Source organism: Pseudomonas sp. DY-1 (genome assembly GCF_003626975.1).
GTDB lineage: Bacteria > Pseudomonadota > Gammaproteobacteria > Pseudomonadales > Pseudomonadaceae > Metapseudomonas.
This window is the reverse complement of the sequence record NZ_CP032616.1, coordinates 1275522-1291235: the sequence shown is the minus strand read 5'-3', so window position 1 is coordinate 1291235 and position 15714 is coordinate 1275522. Positions and strand designations below refer to the sequence as shown.

Here is a 15714-nt window from a genome sequence, read left to right as displayed (position 1 = left end):
AATAGCGCTTAACTTCCAGTTCAGCAGTTCTGGGACAGACCATACCTCGCAATGTTATTTTCAATGGCGAAGTGGCTTGACCTGCTGATGTTTTTGCTAGCCGGACGTCCGGCCCCAGACGTCATCAGAAGCCATCAAACTTGGTGGCCGGTAAACAATAATGACCTTGGCAATATTGGTTAATATTCTAGTGGTATTGATGGCTGTGATAATTCATTACGAGTTCCTTCTCCGCCTGAATCTTCTCATGCCAAAACTCAAGATATGGCATAGGTCAAGGATAATATTTGGAGTACTAGGAGCCCTCGTTGCGCATGCCGTCGAAGTATGGATATTCGCAATTTCCTATTTCCTGATGATTCGGGCCGAGGGCTGGGGCACCTTGACAGGGCGTTTCGACGGCAGCCTTCTGGATTGTGTTTATTTCTCGTTCACGACATTCACAACCATAGGATTCGGTGACATCGAACCTGTTGGAAGTCTGAGGTACCTGACAGGTCTTGAGGCGCTAACTGGCCTTGTTCTTATTACTTGGACAGCATCTTTCCTGTTTATTGAAATGCAGAAATACTGGAAATCCAATTAAGCGATCTATCATCCCGCAGGGTTTCTGGCTGGAGATACCTTGGGTCAGCGTGTATAGGCTTCTTGATAAATTGCACGGATTGGCCCTCGTTCTCCAGGAACGAATAGACCGAGGATAGGTGGTCCTACACACTCGGCTCCACATGCTGCTCCAGGTTTGTTGTTTGTCTTGAAAGCTCAGCCTGGCGAGCAAACCGGTCAGGTACCCACATGCGGCCGATCCTGGCGCCCTCCCCTTGGCAAAAAGACGCCCACTCCCGCCTTTACACTACTGCATGTCTATACCACGCAAGACTCGTATCGATGGCCATGCAGGTGGCGCAAGCCCCGGTCCTCACTCTTTCTTGAGCACTACCTGGTCCCGATGTTCCGGCACCGAGACCGACCAGCCCAGCTCAACGCTGATCCGTCGTCGTAAAACGTCTGCCGCCATGGGCTCACCATGCACCACATAGGTGTGCTTGGGCGGAACTTTGAATCCCCGTAGCCACTGCATGATTTCGTCCGCGTCAGCATGCGCGGAGAGATTTTCCATTTGCACGACTTCGGCCCGAATCGGTACCTCCTGACCATGTATGCGCACGGTCTCGGCACCACTGATAATCAGCGAGCCCCGCGTGCCACCGGCCTGGAACCCTGAGAACAGCAAAGTGTTACGCGGATTGGGTGCCAGGGACTTGAGGTGATACAGCACACGCCCACCGGTCGCCATACCGCTCGCGGCAATGATCACCGCAGGCTTGCGCAATTCGTCCAGCGCCTTGGAGTCTTCCACAGACCGCACGGTTTGAGCCACCTTGCAGGTTTCCTCGCACTCCCTAGCGGTCAGCCGGTGCTCGCTGCGGAATCGGTGGTAGAGCGTGGTGGCATCGGTCGCCATTGGGCTGTTGAGATAGATCGGCAAATCAGGGATGAGCTTCTGCTCCTTGAGCCTATACAGGTGGTACATCAGCAGCTGTGCTCGACCCACTGCAAAGGACGGGACCAGCGTGATTCCTTGGCGCATCGCGGTTCGATTGATGACATCTGCCAGTCGCGTCTCGACAGACTCTGGCGGGTGCTTGCGATCACCATAGGTCGACTCCACGAGCAGGTAGTCAGTCTGGTCGATGGTTTCAGGTGCCGGCATGAGCGGGTCATGCAACCGTCCCAGATCGCCGGAACACACCAGCTTGACGCCGTCGACCTCCAGCTCCACGGTCGCCGCTCCCAGAATGTGTCCGGCAGAACGCAGCAACAAGCGCATTCCGGGCATGATGCTCTGCGGATGGTGCAGTTCTATGGGGTGAAACAACTTGATTGCGCGCTCGGCATCCGCCTCGGTATAGAGCGGTTTCGCCGGATGGTGTTTGGAATAGCCCCGCCGGTTGGCGTATTCGGCCTCCTCCTCCTGGAGCCGGCCGCTGTCCAGGAGCAGGATACGAGCGAGCTCGCACGTGGCTGGCGTCGCATAAACAGGTCCCCGATACCCCTCCCGCACCAGTACCGGCAAGTAACCGCTGTGGTCGAGATGAGCGTGGGTGAGAACAATTGCGCCCAGGTCTTCGAACGACACTGGGAACGGGTCCCAGTTGCGCAGGCGCAGTTGCTTGTACCCCTGAAACAATCCGCAATCGATCAGCACACGCCTATGCTCGTCCTCGACGAGGTATTTGCTGCCAGTCACGGTGCCGGCAGCTCCCAGGAATGTCAGTCGCATCGAGTTCTCCCCTCGGGCGTGGCCCAAAAGTCGATGGATCATGATCAAAGGGTTTAGCAGTCCTGCGGCTTCAGCGCACACGTCCGGCACTGGGCGCCCCATTGCATCGGTTCACTCAGGTGCGCCTCGAACAGGTGCGTAGCCGCGGGAATAACTTCCAGTTGTAGTTCGCTAGCCAACGCGTTTTGCCCGAGCACAGACAGGTCATGCACGAACACCACAAGATCCTTTGCTCGCGTCGGTAGCAGGAAGTCTCCGACTAGCTGCACATCCGGCGGGTCAATGACCAGATGTTGAGGTCGGAGCCTCGGTCACCTCCCAGGGCTCAGTTGACCCTTGCTGCTTGCGTTGCCACGCGCGTTGCAGCAGATCGATCACCTCTCGATCCGTGATCTGCGCGAAATCCACATACCAGCGACCAATCGCCGTGAACCAGTCGGGCGTGAAGGGGCAGACCACTTCGTCCACCTCGTTTCGCAATTCGGCAATCGTGTCGTTTGGCGCCACGGGTACGGCGATGACAATTCGTGCCGCCCCTTGGCTGCGCACTGCTCGTACAGCCGCCCGCATGGTGGCGCCAGTAGCCAGCCCGTCATCCACCAGAATCACCTGCTGGTTACGCAGGTCCGGCAAGGGATGATCGCCGCGATAGATCCGCTCCCGACGTTGCAACTCTTGTAGCTCTCGCTGCGCAACTTCATCCAACGTGGCTTCATCTACGCCGTGTATCTTCACCACATCACGATTGAGAACGCGCACACCTCCGCTGGCGATGGCACCCATGGCCAGTTCGTCATGGAAAGGAAGTCCCAGCTTGCGCACCGGCATTAGATCCAGGCGCAATTCCAAGGCTGTCGCGATCTCGTAGGCCACCGGAACGCCGCCACGTGGAAGGGCGAGAACAATGGCGTCAGATCGATGCCTGTATGGGATCAACATTGGCACGAGCGCCTGGCCAGCGGCCAGACGGTCGTGAATTGGGATATGCATCGAACCGGAGAATTTCATCTGGCTGCCTTCGAAACGTCCCTGGTTGCTGGTTCTAAATCGATCTGCGCTTCTTCGTAGCTTTTCGGCCGGATTGGGTTTCCAGTGCCGCAGAGCCCGACGTGTCAGGCGTGCGAATCAGTTGGAAGAAGAGCAGATTCAGGCGTTCGGCCAGGGCTTTGAACCAGCGACCAGTTGAAGAGCGCTTTATCTCATTTGGCTTGTCATCGGGCGCGGAAGCACTTTTGTTTGAAATTGCCATAATGCTGGGCTCCTCGTGGTTTCCATCTTCATATTCAATTGGTGCGGACTTCCTTCTCGGGATGGGACGCACTCTGAACTGTCTTGTAGTCATTACAGCCAGGGAAAGCCTCGGCATTCCCGAATCAGGTTTCTGCGTCGCTGTCTTTGGGCCGGATGGCCAGGACGCTCCCGGAAAGCCGATAGAGGACGGTTTCGGTCGTGCTGCCGATAAACTTGTCCAGGACCTTTCGGTGAATGCGCCCCATGACCACGACATCGGCTTGTGTTTCTTCTGCGAACTTGGTGATTCCCGTGACCGGTTGACCAACTATGAAGTGACGTCGCTCCGCTGGGACGCCATGCCGTTCGGCCAGGTCGACGAAGGACTGATGCAACGCGCTACGCAACTCCTCGACAACGTCCGCCCAGCCAGCAACCGTTTCGCCGGAACCTGTCATGTAGGCCGGAATGTTGTTGTACACATACAGCAGTTGGAACTCGGCGCCGCATTGCGTGGCCAGGCCGGCGCCGGCCGTGATGATCTGATCGTTGAGGCCGGAGTACTGGGCCTCGGGATCGGTCGGGTCGACCGCTGCCACGACCACCTGTAGCCTCGGATGGCGGGCGTCATTCACCAGATGGAGCGGCACAGGGCATTCGCGCAACAGGTGCCAGTCCAGAGGCGTTACGAATGCACGTTTGAGCACTGGCTCGCGTTGAATGTCCTTCACCAGCATATCCGGCTGGATCTCTTGCACGTGGCGAATGATCTCCTCATGCAGGTTCTCGGCCCAGACCACAGAGCAAGTGGCGTGGATGCCTTTATCTCTGAGGATTTCGATTTCCTTTCCCCAGCGTCGACGCTGCTCGTTGAGCACGCTTTGGCGTATCTGCTCCCTGAGTTCAATTGCCAATAATGGAAAGGTCATGAAGGGCTCGACCAGAACCGAAATATGGAGCGCAGCACCGCTAGCCATCGCGAGCGATACCGCTCTCTGGAACGCCGCGGATTGACGTTGCTCTGCATGGCCGACCAGCAGAATTCTTCGCATTTGGCTCATGGCCCACCTCCGCCTGACCGATACTTCATCTGGTTTGGATTCCCTGCTTGGTCTACAGCCATCTCGAGACCCAAGGCTAAGTGCATCCTGCGACAGGGAAGAACGAGCGAATTGATGTCCGTCAATTTTGTCGGCGTCGGCAGGTCCCCATCGACAACCTTTGGCGACGAAGCTTACGAAGGCGCCAATCATTCAGAAAAAACCAAAGCTGACAGGGCGTTACTGCGAGCAAATGCTTGCATCGGCCCACATGTAACTATTCCGACGAGCTGCCGATCCCACAGGAAATCGCTCTCCTAGACTTAATTGTCTGGCACCAGAAAGGTATATCCGATGGCAGACAATCCGCTCAGCAGGCCCGTGTCATCGCCGCGGCCAGCGCACGTTACCTGCCATGATTGCTCGCTAAGCCACTTGTGCCTTCCGGACAGCCTTCACGAGGCGGAAATCAGCCGCCTTGAGGGAATTATCAAGCGCAGCCGACCGCTACGTAAGCACGAGTACTTGATTCGCGCAGGCGACCCGGTACAGAACCTGTACGCCTTGCGCTCCGGCGCGATCAAGACTTACCTGCTAAGTCCGGACGGTGTCGATCAGATCACCGGCTTCCATTTACCGGGCGAGCTGATTGGCCTCGACGCCATCGGTGAGGACAGTTACCCCAGTTATTCTGTTGCCCTGGACACCTCGATGGTGTGTGCCATTCCATTGCATCAGCTCGAAGAGCTGTCCGGCCTGATTCCAGGGCTGCGCAAACAGCTGCTTCACAGCATGAGCCGGGAGATCCAGGCCGATCATGAACGCCAGTGCCACACGCGGGAAAGCGCAGAGCAGCGCCTGGCGGCCTTCCTGCTCAATCTCTCGGCCCGTTACAGTAAACGCGGGCTATCTGCATCGAACTTCGTCCTGCCCATGAGCCGCAGCGAAATCGGCAACTACCTGGGCATGACCACAGAGACGGTCAGTCGCCTGTTTACCCGCTTTCGTGACCTGAACCTGATTGATACCTCCGGCCGCGAACTGCGCCTGCTTGATATCCAGGCACTGTGCCAGCAGAACCAACCCCCCAACGCAGGCCACCTCTAGCGACGGCAGTGATCGCCGACTCAAGCCACAGGCGGGCGTACTCGGCGACTGAAACGATATGTTCGCTCAGGGCAGTGCTCCCTGCATCAGTTCGCGACAGATCCACAACTGAGGCCACTTTGCGTGGAAGCCGAAGCTCTCCCGTGCTGAGCCGGTGCAGTGGCATCGAGCGCGCAGCAGCCGCCATTCCAGTGGTGTGATTTTGGCCGTCGCCACCGGATGCTCCAGCCACTGGATGCACTTCAGGAGTACCAGTACCCCCACGAGGATGCATGTGGCTCGCAGATTTCAATCTGGTGTCGATAATGGTCGTAACGGTAGACCGGGCCATCCACGCAAACGTGGGACGTGCCGAAATGGCAGTGTCCGCACAGGCCAATCCCGCATGGCATGCGACGCTCGACAAACAGCCAGATATTGTTTGGTTGGATTCCCTTGGTCGTGCACATTCGCGCCAGTGTTCGCATGAACGCTTCGGGGCCGGAGCAAAGCACCGTGTCTGGCCGTTCGCTGTCGAGCACTCGCCCCATTTGCAGAAGCGGCGCCCCATGAAGCCGCAATGCCGATACGTCTTCGCCAGAGGTTGCCATTACCTGGAAGTACTCTTTCCAGCCTTCCTGTGCAGCACTCAGGGTCCGGGATTGGTGACCGTCGGTGACATGCAGCAGGTTCAGATTGACTGGAAGATGCCAGTCACGGGCCTCTTTGATGAACGTGGTCAGGTGAATGAGCCCACAATCGGCGGCGACGGCCAGCACTTTGTGTCGGCCGATAAGCAGTGGCCAGCCTTTCCCATAGGGCCCGCGATAACCCAGTATCGCCCCGGGCGCCTGCGCAAAAAGTGCCGACGTCAGAATTCCGCGACGATGAATCAGCGCTTGAAAATTGCCTGCCACGTCAGGCAAATCGAGGTAACTGAATGGCGCTTCCCCCAGCCCGGGAACACTGAGCATGAAAAATTGCCCGGGAATGACATCCCGGTCGCAATCCATTGGCTGTTCGATGACAAAATCGAATACTCGCGCGCCTTCGCCATCCGACTGGGAGCCGGATAGCCACAGCGTCCGGGGTGCCGGGATTTTCATGGCCTGGTGATCCGACGCAACAGCTGTCGCGCGCCCACGCCACGCGCTTCTGGCTCACTGCTGCGAACGCGGCCGACGCACCCATCGCTATCAAATCGAGCTTTGACGTCGCTACCGGAGTTGTGCAACCAAAGGTGCTGCACTCGCCGACTTGGGGGGCAGGGACTCTGGCTACCCGCTTCCAGCGGGAAGCCCCAGGCGAGGTAGGAGTCGCAGACCCGCTCGCACTTATCCTGCGCATCGAGTTGTTGCCAGCGCACCTCGCCCAGTTCGCCCAGACTGGCCGCATATTGCTGCCGCCCATCTTCCAACTGGGATCGCAGTACTTCGGGGTTTTCCATCCTGAATGTACCCATCTCCCCTCCCTACGCTCTTGCCAGTGGGCGCCTCGCCGACCGAGGCTAACCCACGGAGCGTTTCGAGCCCTGCAAGTCCTGCGTCACTGGCCCATCGGCATTTTCATCATGTGCGACTGCTGATCCATCATCTTCATCATCATGTCCATCATTCCCATACCCGCATCATTATTCCCGTTCATACCCATGTGCATGCCCTTGCCTTTGCAGTTCATCTGCATCATGGCCATGCCCTCTTTCATCGCCACCATGCCTTCCTGCATGGCCACCTGGCGTTCGGCCGGGGTTTTGGCAATGGCGATCTTGTCGTGGGCAGCCTGCATTTTTCGCATCTGGTCGGCCATGGCCTGATCGTGCATGGGCAGTGACGGACTATCAGCTTGCGCAGGTGCACCAGGCGGTTGCTGCGGGGCGGGCTCTTCAGCGGCCAGGACGATCAGTGGGGTGCAGATAAGAAGCGCAGCGATCAGCGACTTGGAATGCGTATTCATGGCGATCTCCGAATAGTGATGGACTTCCCGGACGCGCCGTGAGGGCGTAACCGGACAGGGCAGCTGGAAACTCCAATTACCGTTTAGTCGCTCAAGTGAACAGCGACCTGACCGGTAGAAAGTGGTTGCTATCCGAGCCTTGGAGTTGCCTTGGCGCTGAAGCGTTCGTTTTCAAGTTGCCGCGTAAAACATTGCTTGTACTGATCCATATCAAACAAGGGGTTCGGAACGGCCGCTTGACTGGGACGGTCCTGCAGTCACAGCGCCCCGGTCGAGTTGACTGACATACCACTTAGCGAACTGCTGAACAGTCTGGCGTTCGTCACTCAAGGGCTTGCCGCACTCGCTACTCCGCTCCCATCAGGTCCGAGTCACCGTATTGGCCTGCCTCCCCCTGCCGCTGCACATATCTGTCTCCCGATACCGGTCGTTCCCCTAGCAGCACCGCTCATGCGCGCAATTGCATCCTGCAACTTCGACGATTGATTTAGATCAATTCGAACCATCCGTGCAGGTCGCACAAGAGATCAACCCTTCCTCCAGCTGATTGCGGATAAGGGCCCTACCAGTCTCTCGTCCCTTGCATGGGGGAATTCGACATGTTCACGAGACGCCAGCTCCTGCAGTACAGTGCGTTCGCCGCAGGCGCCTACCTGCTTCCCAGCCATCCCTTTCTACGCCAGGCCCAGGCGGTCGCGCTCCTTTCGAATGTCGGTTCATTGAGTGATCCGGCACTGCAGCCGAAGTTCGTCGAGCTTGCACCCAACGCGCTGGACCCGGCTTTCCTGTTCAAGGACCTCAACAGCGACGGCCATCCAAGCAAACTCCCGAATTTCAACATTCGCCTGAGTGAAACCGAGCAACAGACAGGGCTTATCAACCCGAAGAACCAGAAGAGGCTGTGGACCCGAGTCTGGGGCTACGGCAACAAGACCGTGAGCTGGCCGGGCCAGACCATCCAGGTTGTCAGCAGTTCGGCCGGCGGAGCCGACGAAACCATCGTGCGCTGGCGGAACGAACTGTTGAGCAGGCAGCACCTCCTTCCCCTCGACACCAACTTGCACTGGTGCTACTCGCTGCACGGTGAGCACTCGGCCAACGGCGTGGACTACCGGAATTTCAGCATCAGGGAGAATGGGGTACCGATCAGCACTCACCTCCATGGCGGGAACAGCGATTTCCAGTTCGACGGAAATCCCGAGTTCTTCTACAGCCCCTATGCCAAGGTCAGGGGGCCTCAGTGGGACTTCGTTGATGGCGGCTTCACGGACCGCTTCCGCTACAACAACGGTGTGCCAGCCAACCACCTCTGGTATCACGACCACGCCCTGGGCATTACCCGGCTCAACGTCTATGCCGGCCTCGCAGGTCAGTACTTCGTCCGCGACGAGTTCGATACCGGGCTGGCGGGCAACCCACTGAACTTACCCGCCTATCCTTACGAGCTGGCCTATCTCATCCAGGACCGGATGTTCACCGAGAAGGGCGCGTTGTTCTATCCGGCCTTTCCTGGCGATCCCGCCTACGCCGACTTCATCACCGGCGAAGGCGCGATCCTTCCTCCCGACCTCTTCCCCAACGGTGGCCCGACCGCGCTGGCCGAGTTCTTCGGCGATCACATCGTCGTCAACGGCAAGATCTGGCCCAAGGCCAATGTCGAGCCGCGTCACTATCGCGTGCGCCTGGTGAATGCCTGCGACTCGCGGTTCATGGTGCTCCAGTTCGTGGCCGTCGCTCCGCTCGTCACGGATCCCAAGCACTCGAGCGCTGGCGCACCGCTGCCCTTCTGGGTCATCGGCAGCGACCAGGGACTTGGCACGCCGCGCCAGACTGACACCCTGGTATTCGAGCCAGGCGGACGCTACGACGTCGTCATCGACTTCTCTCAAGTCCCCGCCGGTAGCCGCGTCATCATGAAAAACCTCGGGGGTGATACGCCGTTTGGCGGTGCTTTCGGTGAAGACCTTGCCCCGGAAGACCTGTTCGACGATCGCCAAACCGACCGCATCATGGCCTTCGATGTGGTCAAGCCGAAGTCCGCCGTGCCCGACAACTTCAGCCCCGAAAGCCTTCCCAGCTATGCGGGCGTATCCGGCGATGCCTCGACCCGCAGGGTCGCGCTCTTCGAGGGCATGGATCAATTCGGGCGACTCCAGCCTCTGCTGGGCACTGTCAAGGATGGCAACCTCAACACCACAAACGTCGCCACCGCTTACGCGTGGTTCCAGCCGACCACCGAGACGCCCGGCGTCGACACCACGGAGATATGGGAGATTTACAACTTCACCGCCGACGCCCACCCGGTCCACCTGCATCTGGTGAACTTCGAGATCCTCGACCGCCAGGTATTCGAGTACCAGGTCACAGGTTCGCAGATGACCCATCAGCACGACGGCATGACCGGCGAGGCCCCAGAAATTTCCTTCGTCGGGAATTTCTCCCCCGCGCCCGTCGGAACGGAGTACTTCGAGGCGGCCCCCAGGGACATGGTCATGGCGTTGCCGGGAAACCCGGAGCCCGAGTCCGGCAATCCCACGGGCCAGATGGTCAGGATAAAAGCCCACTTCAACAAGTCGGGACAATATGTATGGCACTGCCACATCCTCTCGCATGAGGACCACGAGATGATGCGGATATTCCAGGTGGGTTGAACGAGTCGGTAGCTGGACGATCCCGCAGACCCCAGCCATCCCTGCGACTGTCGATGGACCTTCGGACGCAGGGAACCTGGAGCAATCGAAGCAAGCGGTCTCGCCAGCGACCGTTGATCCTGCGGGGGTAGCTCTGCGTCGCTTGGCGCATGCTCGCCACTCAGTGTCTCCGCCGCCCAGCCTAAAATTTCCAACACAACCATAACGGGTCGTTGCTTGGTGGCAGCCGATGAAGAACCATAATTCGATACGTGGCCGCATGGTCGCCGCCTTTGTGCTGTTAGCGGCGATCATCGGTGGAGTGTTCGCCGGCTCGGCTTTCTTCGTGATCGAGGAGATCGAGAAGCAACTGATCGATAAGCGTCTGGTTCGTGTATCCGAACTCTGGACTTCAGGCTTAAGCAGCACAACGCAGCTGCAGACGAGCGACCTGAGTTTCTTCGTCGGCCAGCAGTTGCCTAAGACATTGCAGGGATTGGGCCCTGGGACGCATGAATTGCGTCTGAGTGGTCGGACGTTGCACGTATTGATTGGCGAGGCGGACGGCCAGCGCTACGCCGTAGTGGATGACCAAAGCGACTTCGAAGCAATTGAAGACCGTACCTACATTGCCTTGAGCCTGGCGTTTCTTGGCGGCCTCGTATTGGCACTACTAGTTGGACGGGCCAGCGCAAGCCGGGTGATTCTGCCCCTGACCGAGCTGGCCTCTGCAGTTCAGGATGAGCAGCGAGAGGAAAAGCTTCCCGGGCTCGATGCAGCCGACGAGATCGGCGTATTGGCCCGTGCAATCGAGGATCGTACTAATCAACTTAGCCGAGCCCTCCAGCGCGAGCGTTGGTTCACAGCCGACGTCAGTCATGAATTGCGCAATCCGCTGACGATCTTGCTCGGCGCCGCAGAAGTTTTGGCGCGGCGTTTGAAGGACTATCCCAAACTGCTGACCATGACCGAGCGTATTCGGCATAACGCTGCGGACATCTCCCAACAGATGAGCGCCTTGTTGGAGCTGGCGCGGGTGCCGGAGAATGCTCACCCATTCCGTGTAGCCTTGCGTCCGCTGATTGAGCAGGAACTGCAACGCTGCCAACTGCTGCAGGGAAAGTCCTTGGCGATCGAGTTTATCTCGAGTGAAGACGTGATGGTCCCCGCCATTCCGGAGCTGGTTGCCATCGCGGTAAGCCACCTTCTACGTAATGCCAGCTTGCATACTAGAAAAGGCGTAATAACGGTCCGGCTGAATTCCAGTGGCATCGTGATTGAGGGCCGTGGAACGGGAGGCCCTGATGCCATTGAGAAACATACGGCCGATCGACTTCCCCCTGACCTCGACGCGACTGGTTTGAGCTTGTCTATCGTCAAGCGCGTGGCCGACCACCTGGGATGGTCGGTGCACTACACATCCGCGTCGGCGGAAGTTAGCCGATACTTCCTGGCGTTCGACCTTAAGCGCAGCCAAGTGTTGCCGATGGCGTGCGCAGGTTGACAGCTCGGGCACACGTCCGGCGACTCTGATCCATCACAAGGGGCCGCTGTCGACCATGACCTCCCAGTCCAGGGAAGAGCCGGACTCCCCTACCCTGGCGCTTGGTCGACCTGGAGGCTGGCTTTCCTTCAACTACTGTTTCTTGACTTGCCCTGGAAACAACGACTCGAATCGAGGCGTCGCTCGGGCAGCGAAGCCCTGCCCCTTGCGCATGATGAAATAGGCAGCGAGGTCATGTCGCTCGGCGAAGGCATAGCCCTCCTCCGGGCCGAGCACCATCAGCACGGTAGACAAGCCATCGGCATGCAGCGCCGAAGGGTCGACTACCGTCACTGCCGCCAGCGCATGCTTCACGGGTCTGCCGACGCGTGGATCGAAGGTATGCGAATAACGCTGGCCACCTTCCTCGAAATAGTTGCGGTAATCGCCGGAGGTGGAAACGGCGTAGCCATCCAGCGCAATGACGCGCTCCATTTGTTGCTCGTGCTCGCCGCTGGGCACCTCCAGGGCGATGAGCCAGGACGAGCCATTCGGCTTGCGGCCGATCGCCTTGAGTTCGCCGGTGATCTCGACCAGGTACGCCTGGACACCCAGGGCCGAAAGCTTGTCGCCGACCCGATCCACCGCATAGCCGGCGACCATGCTGTCGAAATCCAGTTGCGCCGCTACTTCCTTGCACAGCTTTTCACCATCCAGGCGCAAGTGCTGGAGCCCCACTCGTGCCTGCTCCCGTGCCAGCGCGGTTGCATCCGGTACCGTCACCCCCCGTGACTGCGGGCCGAAGCCCCAGAGATTCATCAGAGGCAGCACCGTCAGGTCAAAAGCCCCGCCACTCTCGCGGAACAGAAACTCGCCGTAAGTCAGCAAGCGATGCATATCTTCGGGCAACGCCTGACAGGCACCGGCCGGCAGATCGTTGAAGCGGGAAACCACGGAGTCGCCGCGCCAGATGGAGAACTGCTGATCGAGCGCCCCGAGTATCGCCTCGACTTCGGTCTTTATTCGCTGCAAGTCGGGTGTCTGCTCGGTGGGCACGTACTGGATCGAATAGGTGCTCCCCATGGTCGGTCCGGAGACGCGCTCGATCCGTTCACCGCAGCCAAACAGCAATGTCAAAAGCATCACCAGCAGGCTTGCGCGCATCTATCGATACCTCTGCGACCCCGGCCGCGCTTCGCGGGCGCGTGGAAACCTACCCAAACTGCCGGCACTAACGGCTTACCAGAGAGTAAAGCTGCATTGCCGGAAATGGCCCCAGCATGTCCCACAAGTTGGCTCAATCCGGCTCACTCAAGACCCGACATGGCTTCCACGCGCCCGCGCTAGGTCAAGTCGCTGGGTCTTGCGCATGACGGTCGAAGGTAGGCTCTGACCAGTGCGGATTACCCGTGCCAGGGCCTGGGAGCACTGCGCAGGCGTTGGATGCGATGCCTCGAAGTGTGGCAATTGGCCTACCGTTCATCAGTCATTTTGATCAAAAACCGAACAAAGCATTTTTTCGGCGCTCTGAGTCCCGAGAGTTATCAGGCGTCGCCCTCGCTTTTCGCTCAACTTCCAGGAAGCAAAAAAACATTTTGTGCATTAGTGCGCAGGGGAGTTTTTTGCCGAATAAAAATTGGAGGACAGTGAATGTCTAACCCTTCGTCGCATGGCGTCGAGCGCATGCAGAACCACGCCCGCGCTCAGCGTCAGCCGCAACAGAAGCCCTTCTGGCGCCGCCTGTTGGCCATTGCCTACCCCTCACAGCGCAGTTGGCATGGTGGGATCAAGCTCAAAGGCTACAAGCAATTATCCAACGCCAACCCGATTGCGCCGGTCGCAATCGAAAACATACAACTGGCGATCCCGCTTGAACGGGGTCGTCGATGTGTAGAGCCTTGCGTCCAGCCGGGACAGCATGTGCGCAAGGGCCAGGTTATCGGTATCGGCGATGACAACACCCCTTGGGTGCATGCCAGCACCTCCGGCGTCGTGGAACGGATTGGTTTGGCGTACGCGGCCGACTCGGCCGAACCGGTCATGGCTGTCGTTCTGAATGCTGATGGCCTGGATGAGTGGATCGAACGCCCAGTGCTGGGGCTGCCACAAACCCCCGAGGCGTTGGTCGAACGGGCAATGCAGATGGGCATTGTTGGCCTTGGTGGAGCGGGTTTCCCGACCGCCCTCAAGCTGGCCGGCGCTCAGCACCCCGACCTGCTGCTGATCAACGGTGCCGAATGCGAACCCTTCCTGACCTGCGATGACCGTCTCATGCGCGAACGTGCCGAGGCACTGATCGAGGCCGCTGACTATCTCGCCGCTCTGCTGGGAATAGCACTCACCCGTTTCGGTATCGAAACCAACAAACCTGAGGCGATGGCCGCGTTGCGCGCAGCCTCGCGCCAGGCGCGCACCCGAATCGAAATATGCCCGCTGCCCGAGCGTTATCCGGCCGGGGGGCAGCCGTTGATGATCAAGAGCCTCAGTGGCCGCAACCTCGCGCCAGGGACCCTGCCCGCCGATATCGGAGTGCTGGCGCTGAATGTCGCGACGCTCTATGCCCTGGGACAGGCCGTCTTCCACGTCGAACCACTGATATCACGCGTGCTGACGCTGACCGGCGCCTGCGAGCGAACCGGGAATGTCATGGTGCCGGTGGGCTACCCGGTCAGCGCATTGCGCGCGATTGCTGGTGCGTCCCCCGAAGGCCAGTTGACACAGGTTGGTGGGCCGATGATGGGACAGCCGCTACCGGACCCTACTGCCGTCATCAGCAAGACCAGTAGCTGCCTGATATTCGGCGCCGAGCGCTACCTTCCGGCCCCCCAACCCGCAGGCAGCTGCATTCGCTGTACGCGCTGTGTGGATGTCTGCCCGATGTCCCTCAGACCGCTGGATCTTTACGCTGCCGCCGAACGCCATGACAAGGCCAGCCTGCAAGAACTGCGTTTGTATGCCTGCATCGAATGCGGCAGCTGCAGCAGCACCTGTCCGAGCAACCTGCCGCTGCGCGAACGTTTCCGCCAGAGCAAGACGGAGCTGCGTTCATGAGCCTGATCAGCGGTCCCACCCCGTACCGACTCCGCACGGTGATGCTGCTGGTCAGCTTGTGTCTCCTGCCGGGCTCCGCCTTGTACGCCTGGCAATTTGGCGTCGTGGTGTGGATGCAGACCTTCTGGTGCGTACTGCTCGCCATGGTCTTCGAAGCCGGCCTGCTGCGCCTGCGCGGACGCAATGTACGCGAGGGTTTGAGCGACCTGAGCTGGCTGGTGCTAGGTCTGATCCTGGCTCGGGCATTGCCGCTGCTGGTGCCGTTGTGGATGATCGCCCTGGCCAGTTTTGCCGCTCTCGCATTGTGTAAACACGGCAGTGGTGGCCTTGGTCGCAACCGACTCAACCCCGCCATGGTCGGCTTGGGGATCATCGCGATCTGCTTCTACCAGCAGTTGTACCCCGCTCCATCGAACTATGCCCCCTGGACCCTCACCCTGGATGCCAAGGCGGTTCTTCTACAACAGTTGCAGCTGGTGCCACGCCTTGACCTCGATGCGTTCGCCGGCGCCACCCAGTTGGCCAAGAACCAGTTCACGCCGATCACCCCCAACCTGTCGGGCTATGGCTATATTGCCGGTGGTTTGATACTGGCTGTCCTGCGGGTGATCCGAATCGAGATTCCATTGGCGATGCTCACCAGCACGGTATTGCTGTGCCTGGCCGCGGGTCATAGTCCACTGGAAAGCCTGTACAGCCTCAGCCTCGGTGGCTATCTGTTCACCGCCTTTTTCATCGCGACCGATCCGGTCACCAGTCCCGACACACGTGGTGGTCGCATACTCTTCGGCCTGGCCATTGGCGCCCTGACTGAATTGATTCGCGAATTTGGGCTCTATGCCGATGGTCTCTGCTTCGCTGTGCTGGCCGCCAACCTGCTGGTGCCGCAGATCGACCGGTTGGTGCTGCGCATACAGCGCCCCTGGTACACAGCGAAAACCTGGAACTGAATGCGCG

Annotated in this window: 14 protein-coding genes; 6 read left to right on the top strand and 8 right to left on the bottom strand. The window is 59.2% G+C overall.

Going from position 1 to position 15714, the window contains the following annotated elements; translation table 11 throughout:
* The first annotated feature begins 160 nt into the window (after positions 1-160).
* Positions 161-586 carry a potassium channel family protein gene (locus D6Z43_RS06235; protein WP_120651121.1) on the top strand — a complete coding sequence of 142 codons (426 nt, stop codon included), beginning with the start codon at positions 161-163 and terminating at the stop codon, positions 584-586.
* Positions 587-919: 333 nt separating this feature from the next.
* Here D6Z43_RS06235 and D6Z43_RS06230 read toward each other — a convergent pair whose 3' ends face one another.
* The 4 genes from D6Z43_RS06230 to D6Z43_RS06220 all read right to left on the bottom strand — a co-directional run bounded on the left by D6Z43_RS06230 (position 920) and on the right by D6Z43_RS06220 (position 4575).
* Positions 920-2284 carry an MBL fold metallo-hydrolase RNA specificity domain-containing protein gene (locus tag D6Z43_RS06230; RefSeq protein ID WP_120651120.1) on the bottom strand — a complete coding sequence of 455 codons (1365 nt, stop codon included), beginning with the start codon at positions 2282-2284 and terminating at the stop codon, positions 920-922.
* A 279-nt stretch (positions 2285-2563) separates the two neighbouring features.
* Positions 2564-3292, bottom strand: coding sequence for a phosphoribosyltransferase (locus D6Z43_RS06225; RefSeq protein WP_120651119.1), 729 nt, complete (start codon positions 3290-3292; stop codon positions 2564-2566).
* Positions 3293-3326: 34 nt separating this feature from the next.
* The gene (locus D6Z43_RS27805; RefSeq protein WP_162945814.1) at positions 3327-3533 is read right to left on the bottom strand and encodes a hypothetical protein; all 207 of its coding nucleotides are present in this window, start codon (positions 3531-3533) and stop codon (positions 3327-3329) included.
* A gap of 124 nt (positions 3534-3657) precedes the next feature.
* Positions 3658-4575 (bottom strand): universal stress protein, encoded by a 918-nt coding sequence (locus tag D6Z43_RS06220; protein ID WP_120651118.1) that lies wholly within the window; start codon positions 4573-4575, stop codon positions 3658-3660.
* 333 nt (positions 4576-4908) lie between these two features.
* On the opposite strand from D6Z43_RS06220, the gene fnr reads away from it, so the two are divergent.
* A complete protein-coding gene (gene fnr / locus D6Z43_RS06215; RefSeq protein WP_120651117.1) occupies positions 4909-5661 on the top strand; it encodes a fumarate/nitrate reduction transcriptional regulator Fnr in 753 nt (250 codons plus the stop codon).
* Between the two features lie 242 nt (positions 5662-5903).
* Here fnr and D6Z43_RS06210 read toward each other — a convergent pair whose 3' ends face one another.
* The 3 genes from D6Z43_RS06210 to D6Z43_RS06200 all read right to left on the bottom strand — a co-directional run bounded on the left by D6Z43_RS06210 (position 5904) and on the right by D6Z43_RS06200 (position 7593).
* Positions 5904-6746, bottom strand: a complete 843-nt coding sequence (locus tag D6Z43_RS06210; RefSeq protein ID WP_120651116.1) for an oxidoreductase — start codon at positions 6744-6746, stop codon at positions 5904-5906.
* A complete protein-coding gene (locus tag D6Z43_RS06205; protein ID WP_120651115.1) occupies positions 6743-7102 on the bottom strand; it encodes a hypothetical protein in 360 nt (119 codons plus the stop codon). Before D6Z43_RS06205 ends, D6Z43_RS06210 begins: the two co-directional genes overlap by 4 nt.
* A gap of 83 nt (positions 7103-7185) precedes the next feature.
* Positions 7186-7593 (bottom strand): hypothetical protein, encoded by a 408-nt coding sequence (locus D6Z43_RS06200; protein WP_120651114.1) that lies wholly within the window; start codon positions 7591-7593, stop codon positions 7186-7188.
* A gap of 584 nt (positions 7594-8177) precedes the next feature.
* Between D6Z43_RS06200 and D6Z43_RS06195 the strand changes: the two genes are divergently transcribed.
* Positions 8178-10244, top strand: a complete 2067-nt coding sequence (locus D6Z43_RS06195; protein ID WP_120651113.1) for a multicopper oxidase family protein — start codon at positions 8178-8180, stop codon at positions 10242-10244.
* A 229-nt stretch (positions 10245-10473) separates the two neighbouring features.
* Entirely contained in the window at positions 10474-11727 is a 1254-nt protein-coding gene (locus D6Z43_RS06190) for a HAMP domain-containing sensor histidine kinase (RefSeq protein ID WP_120651112.1), read from the top strand.
* A gap of 132 nt (positions 11728-11859) precedes the next feature.
* Here the strand turns inward: D6Z43_RS06190 and D6Z43_RS06185 are convergent, their stop codons facing one another.
* Positions 11860-12870 (bottom strand): FAD:protein FMN transferase, encoded by a 1011-nt coding sequence (locus tag D6Z43_RS06185; protein ID WP_120651111.1) that lies wholly within the window; start codon positions 12868-12870, stop codon positions 11860-11862.
* A gap of 486 nt (positions 12871-13356) precedes the next feature.
* Between D6Z43_RS06185 and rsxC the strand changes: the two genes are divergently transcribed.
* Together rsxC and D6Z43_RS06175 are read left to right on the top strand one after the other, a co-directional pair.
* The gene (gene rsxC, locus D6Z43_RS06180; RefSeq protein WP_120651110.1) at positions 13357-14757 is read left to right on the top strand and encodes an electron transport complex subunit RsxC; all 1401 of its coding nucleotides are present in this window, start codon (positions 13357-13359) and stop codon (positions 14755-14757) included.
* Positions 14754-15707 (top strand): RnfABCDGE type electron transport complex subunit D, encoded by a 954-nt coding sequence (locus tag D6Z43_RS06175; RefSeq protein WP_120651109.1) that lies wholly within the window; start codon positions 14754-14756, stop codon positions 15705-15707. Before rsxC ends, D6Z43_RS06175 begins: the two co-directional genes overlap by 4 nt.
* The last annotated feature ends 7 nt before the right edge of the window (positions 15708-15714 follow it).

Coding starts and splice junctions, on each gene's coding strand:
- rsxC (WP_120651110.1), top strand. CDS start 13,357: ATGTCTAACCCTTCGTCGCATGGCGTCGAGCGCATGCAGAACCACGCC.
- D6Z43_RS06175 (WP_120651109.1), top strand. CDS start 14,754: ATGAGCCTGATCAGCGGTCCCACCCCGTACCGACTCCGCACGGTGATG.
- fnr (WP_120651117.1), top strand. CDS start 4,909: ATGGCAGACAATCCGCTCAGCAGGCCCGTGTCATCGCCGCGGCCAGCG.
- D6Z43_RS06200 (WP_120651114.1), bottom strand. CDS start 7,593: ATGAATACGCATTCCAAGTCGCTGATCGCTGCGCTTCTTATCTGCACC.
- D6Z43_RS06185 (WP_120651111.1), bottom strand. CDS start 12,870: ATGCGCGCAAGCCTGCTGGTGATGCTTTTGACATTGCTGTTTGGCTGC.
- D6Z43_RS06230 (WP_120651120.1), bottom strand. CDS start 2,284: ATGCGACTGACATTCCTGGGAGCTGCCGGCACCGTGACTGGCAGCAAA.
- D6Z43_RS06190 (WP_120651112.1), top strand. CDS start 10,474: ATGAAGAACCATAATTCGATACGTGGCCGCATGGTCGCCGCCTTTGTG.
- D6Z43_RS06225 (WP_120651119.1), bottom strand. CDS start 3,292: ATGAAATTCTCCGGTTCGATGCATATCCCAATTCACGACCGTCTGGCC.
- D6Z43_RS27805 (WP_162945814.1), bottom strand. CDS start 3,533: ATGGCAATTTCAAACAAAAGTGCTTCCGCGCCCGATGACAAGCCAAAT.
- D6Z43_RS06195 (WP_120651113.1), top strand. CDS start 8,178: ATGGGGGAATTCGACATGTTCACGAGACGCCAGCTCCTGCAGTACAGT.
- D6Z43_RS06220 (WP_120651118.1), bottom strand. CDS start 4,575: ATGAGCCAAATGCGAAGAATTCTGCTGGTCGGCCATGCAGAGCAACGT.
- D6Z43_RS06205 (WP_120651115.1), bottom strand. CDS start 7,102: ATGGGTACATTCAGGATGGAAAACCCCGAAGTACTGCGATCCCAGTTG.
- D6Z43_RS06235 (WP_120651121.1), top strand. CDS start 161: ATGACCTTGGCAATATTGGTTAATATTCTAGTGGTATTGATGGCTGTG.
- D6Z43_RS06210 (WP_120651116.1), bottom strand. CDS start 6,746: ATGAAAATCCCGGCACCCCGGACGCTGTGGCTATCCGGCTCCCAGTCG.